This window comes from bacterium (genome assembly GCA_021372535.1).
In the GTDB taxonomy this organism is placed as follows: Bacteria; Latescibacterota; Latescibacteria; order Latescibacterales; family Latescibacteraceae; genus JAFGMP01.
Genome location: JAJFUH010000169.1, coordinates 1 through 5182 on the forward strand (window position 1 = coordinate 1; position 5182 = coordinate 5182).

The window sequence follows — 5182 nt, forward strand, 5'->3', positions numbered from 1 at the left end:
TCATCAGGAGCGGCAGGAGGAGACATACATCCAGAAACGGTACCATGACGCCACGGAGTCATATAAACGGCTTAAACTGGAAGTGTCGCACCGGATGAACAAGGCCCGTCAGGCCGACAGAAAACGATCGAAACATGCTCTGAGCGCACGGGACAGCGATGCCCGAAACAAGAAAAACATGGCCCGTCTGTCCGGAAAGGATGCCACCGCGGGCAAACTGCTCAACCAGATTAAAACCCGCGCCGAAAGAGCGCAGAAAATCCGAAAAGATATCACCGTAAAAAAAACCTTTCGTCTCGGTATCGGGCTCGAAACTTCCACCTCTGCACGGGATGTGCTGTTCAGGCTTCCGAAAGGTTCGATTCCGCTGGGGGGAAGCAGGCGCCTGTTTTACCCCGACCTCGTCATGCTTCCCGATGAGCGCATAGCGCTGACAGGTTCGAACGGTCTCGGTAAGAGCACGCTCGTGCGGTATATTATGGGCATCCTGAATATCCCCGGAGAGCGTGTTCTCTCTATCCCCCAGGAAATACCGGCCGGGGAATCGGAAAAGATCATACTTCGAGCCAGAAACCTCCCGGAAGACAGGCTCGGGCAGGTCATGACCGTCGTGAGCAGGCTGGGGTCACGGCCCGGGCGGCTCCTTGAAAGCACTGAACCGAGTCCTGGCGAGCTCCGCAAGCTTCTGCTCGGCATGGGGATTGCCGATGCCCCGGAACTCATAATCATGGACGAACCGACCAATCATATGGATATCCCCTCGATTCTCTGTATCGAGGAAGCCCTCGATTCTTGCCGGTGCGGCCTTCTTCTGGTCAGCCATGACAGACGGTTTCTCGGGAGGCTGACACGGACATGCTGGCATATCTCCATGATTCCCGGAGGCGCGGAGGTGCGGATTACCGATTTATAGACGGTAAAGAGTACATCTGAAAAGGTGACGAACAGGATTTATTGCTCCGGTGGTTAATCCGGTCTGTTCACAAATATGGATGGAACACCGATTTTCGCGGATTTGAGTTCCATATAGTACCGATGTAATATTGTAGGGGTAATTCATGAATTACCCTGCTTTATGGTTAAGTGTATTCATGCATAATACGTGATAATTACCTGTTTAACAATATGTTACATGATTTTAATGCTATTGTGCCGGACACTATTGAACCTTAGACATATGGGCTCCTCTAATAATACCTTATAGGGGAGCGAATTATAAAAAAGTTACGTTTTTTCTCAAAGCTCCCTTCCGTCACTTCGTGACACCTTCCCCCGTTCCGAGGGCAGGTAACTACCGGAGTTGCAACGACTTCCCTTGCCCCCTTCAGGGGGACACGAAGCGAAGCGCAGAGCCGCGAAGCGAAAGGGATTGAGGGTTAGGGGGCTGTTGTATAAACCAGAATGATTTTTAAAATTTTACAAGATAAATAGAGATACCCATATATATAAACAAATCCGCCTAAATCTGCCCGATCCGCGTAAATCCGCGTTCTATTATCACGTATGTGTCATGTATGAATGGATCGGATTATTGCTCCGGTGGTTAAACAGTGACATTTACAGACGTCATGACGAAATAATTGTTCGTGTTTTTTTATTGTAGGGGCAACCCCCCGTGGTTGCCAACTGTGAAAAAATCCGCGTAAATCCGCCCGATCCGCGTAAATCCGCGTTCTATTATCATGTATGTGTCATGTATGAATGGATCGGATTAACAGGATTTTCCGGCGCCACAAAAAAATAAACCTGCCCTTTATCAGAGAGCAGGTTTATTTCCATATCGGTTAATGCCGTGGTCAACGATGTAAACGGCAATTAATCCCTTAAATAGAGCGATCCCACCTTCTTTCGAACCTTGCGGATTGTCCTCATGGCATGGCTGCGGGCTTTTTCGGCGCCCTCACGGAGAATTTTACCGACTTCTGCCTGATTCTTCACAAGTTCTTCACGTCGTTCACGGTAGGGTGTGAAGTGATTCCAGATAAGCTCCACGAGCTCTTTTTTAACTTCGCCATATCCTATACCGCCCTTTCGATAGCGATCGGCGGTATCTTTCACCGCTTCAGGCGGGGCAAAAAGCCTGTAAAGCGCAAAAACGTTGCATGTTTCGGGATTTTTAGGCGCTTCCACTGGAGTCGAATCGGTGACAATGGACATGACTTTCTTTTTCAGCTCGTTCCTGTCGGTGAAAATATCGATGGTATTACCATATGATTTGCTCATTTTCTGGCCATCGATTCCGGGAACAGTCGCCACATTATCATCGATGTCCGCCTCGGGGATAACAAAGGTATCGCCATAGGTGTTATTGAATTTTATGGCTATGTCACGGGTAATTTCGAGATGCTGCTTCTGATCCTTTCCTACCGGCACACGGTCTGACTGATAGAGCAGGATATCCGCGGCCATGAGCACGGGATAGAACAGGAGACCGGCATTCGGCGGTATTCCCTTGGCAATTTTATCCTTATATGAGTGACTTCGCTCAAGGAGTCCCACCGGGGGCATATTGGAAAGATACCAGGTGAGCTCGATTACCTCGGCTACATCGGACTGTACCCAGAATACCGATTTTTCGGGATCGAGGCCGAGGGCGAGAAAATTGGTTGCGGCTTCCATGGTTCCCCGGGCAAGCTGTTTGCCGTCGAAGACCGATGTAAGGGCATGTAAATTTGCAATAAAAACAAACAGCTCGCTTCTATCCTGATATTCGATCATTTTCTTCATCATTCCAAAATAATTACCCAGATGCAGCGAACCCGAGGGTTGTATACCCGACAGCACTCTCATAGACCTGTTCTCCATAAAATATGTTTCCATAGAATGAGTATCTTCAGCAAGGAGATAATTTTACATAAATAATACGTTTTTCACAAGAATAAATTTATATGCCAGAACCTTTGTTTTTTAATTACTGAACATAAATTATATCACAGCATCGCAATAATCAGCCAATCTTCCATGGTGTTCAATATAATATAACATACTGTTATTATTAATAATATGAATTTTTTGATATAACAGCACCGTATCTTATTGTTTATGATTTTTTTACTTGACATATTGCATAATTAGTATTAATTTAACTTACATAGAATGAGTTATTTACGGTAGAGTGCTATTTTTTGTCCCTTTGTTCTGACAGTAATGGCCACGTGATGGCCTTTTATTTGTCCACACTTTCAGTAATAATAAATGGTACAGGCGCGTATAACGCAATGAACCCAATACAGGCCCCCTCAGGAGGACTACATGACTACAACGAAAAAAGATTTAGCCGCCGATGTCGCACAGGAAACAGGGTGCAAAAAAAGCCTGGCAGCCAAAATGGTTGACAGTGTATTCGCCTCCATGCGCACAAGCCTTATCAGCGGTGACAGGATCGAAATCAGAGGCTTCGGAGTTTTCCAGGTCAAGGACACCAAACCCAAACCGGCTGCCCGTAATCCAAGAACCGGCGAAATCATCTATGTTCCCGCCAGACGTAAAACACATTTCAAGCCGGGTAAACTCCTGAAAGAAGCTCTCCATAAACCATTGAGAAGGAAACAACCATAGAATCTTGGGTATCAGCATCCCTGAAAAAAATCAAACGCACGTCTCCCCCGACGTGCGTTTTTATTTATTCAAAACGGTGTTCACCGTCATCCGTCAATCCATTTGTTCTCGTAATGCTGCATACTTTTCCATGCGTTCCACATGAAGAGATGATCGAGAATGACACACCGCACCATGGCTTCAATAACCGGATAAATCCGCGGCAGAAGCGTTGCGTCCCTTCTTGTGATCGCCGAAAGCACCGTGTTTTCCATGGTCTGCATGTTTACCGAGTTCTGGTCGATGGATATCGTGGGAGTGGCTTTTACCGCGACTCTGAGAACGATATCCTGGCCGGTGGATATTCCGCCGAGAATACCCCCCTGATGGTTGGTTCTGAAATGAACCTTCCCGCCTTCCGCATATGGCTCGTCATTCCACTCATGACCGGTCATTTTCGCCGCCTTGAAACCGGCGCCGATTTCGAGACCTTTTATGGCGCCGATAGACATTACTGCCTTGGCAAGGTCTGCGGACAGTTTGTCGAAAACCGGTTCGCCAAGCCCGGCAGGCACTCCCCTGATTATGACTTCCGTGACTCCGCCCGCGGTATCTCCCGCCTTACGGACTTTCAGAACATCCTCGATCATGAGTTTCGCCGTTTCGAGATCGGGGCAGTTGATTTCGTTCTTACGGTAATTTGCTTTTATCTCCTCGAATGTCATGTCACGGGCCACGATGCCATGGCTTTCTTTTGTGTAGGCAAGAACCTCGATATGCTCCTGTTCGAGGATGTATTTCGCCACAGCCCCGCCGGCGACTCTTCCCACTGTCTCCCGTCCCGATGCCCGTCCGGCGCCGCACCAGTCGGCATAGTCGCCGTATTTGACGAAAAAGGTATACTCGGCATGACCCGGTCTGATAATGTCCTTGACCTCGCGGTACTGATCGACATGGATTTGCTGGGTATCGACATTATATATAATCAGACCTACCGGAGCGCCCGTTGTCTTTCCTTCGAGCATACCGGCGAATATCTGTACGACATCCGTTTCTTTTCTCGGTGAATCCAGAGCGCTCTGGCCGGGCTTGCGCTTGTTCAGCTCCTCCTGGATATACGCCTCGGTCAGGGCAAGCCCCGCTGGCACGCCATCCACAATGACCGCCAGCCCTTTCCCGTAGGATTCTCCGCATGTCGTGATTCTGAACATTCGTCCGAAAGTGTTACCCAGCATAATACCTCCAATCTCTGGTTTAATATTGGTTTACATATATATTATTTGAATTGTTTTGGTTTCGTGTTCACATCTGCTGAATTCATGTCAAGGCTCGTCCGAAGGACGACTTGTCTTACTGGTGACCTCCCAAAATCCACGATTACTTTTTTTTATTAACACCCTTTGGAGTTTCTGTTTTTTCAACCCCATTGAAAAGCCCCCCGGTCACAACCGGTTTTCGGAAAAAGAATGGGTGCTGTCCGGAACAACTTCACCTGGCCCCTCCAAAAATCCACGATGACTATTTTATTGTAATTAATTGATTATAAACAGCATAACACCCTTTTGAGCTTCCGATTTTTCAACCCCATTGAAAAGCCCCGCGGTCACAACCGGTTTTCGGAAAAAGAATGGGTGCTGTCCGAGCG

4 protein-coding genes are annotated in these 5182 nt (G+C 47.7%); 2 read left to right on the forward strand and 2 right to left on the reverse strand.

The window, feature by feature from the left end:
- The coding region (locus LLG96_14790) for an ATP-binding cassette domain-containing protein (GenBank protein ID MCE5251478.1) at positions 1–913 on the forward strand (913 nt) is incomplete at its 5' end.
- A 902-nt stretch (positions 914–1815) separates the two neighbouring features.
- On the opposite strand, the gene trpS is transcribed toward LLG96_14790, so the two are convergent.
- Positions 1816–2790 (reverse strand): tryptophan--tRNA ligase, encoded by a 975-nt coding sequence (gene trpS / locus LLG96_14795; GenBank protein ID MCE5251479.1) that lies wholly within the window; start codon positions 2788–2790, stop codon positions 1816–1818.
- A gap of 462 nt (positions 2791–3252) precedes the next feature.
- Here trpS and LLG96_14800 point away from each other — a divergent pair, with 462 nt between their 5' ends.
- On the forward strand, positions 3253–3558 hold the full coding sequence (locus LLG96_14800) for an integration host factor subunit beta (protein MCE5251480.1): 306 nt from the start codon (positions 3253–3255) through the stop codon (positions 3556–3558).
- 86 nt (positions 3559–3644) lie between these two features.
- Here the strand turns inward: LLG96_14800 and aroC are convergent, their stop codons facing one another.
- Positions 3645–4772 carry a chorismate synthase gene (aroC, locus tag LLG96_14805; protein MCE5251481.1) on the reverse strand — a complete coding sequence of 376 codons (1128 nt, stop codon included), beginning with the start codon at positions 4770–4772 and terminating at the stop codon, positions 3645–3647.
- Between the last annotated feature and the right edge of the window lie 410 nt (positions 4773–5182).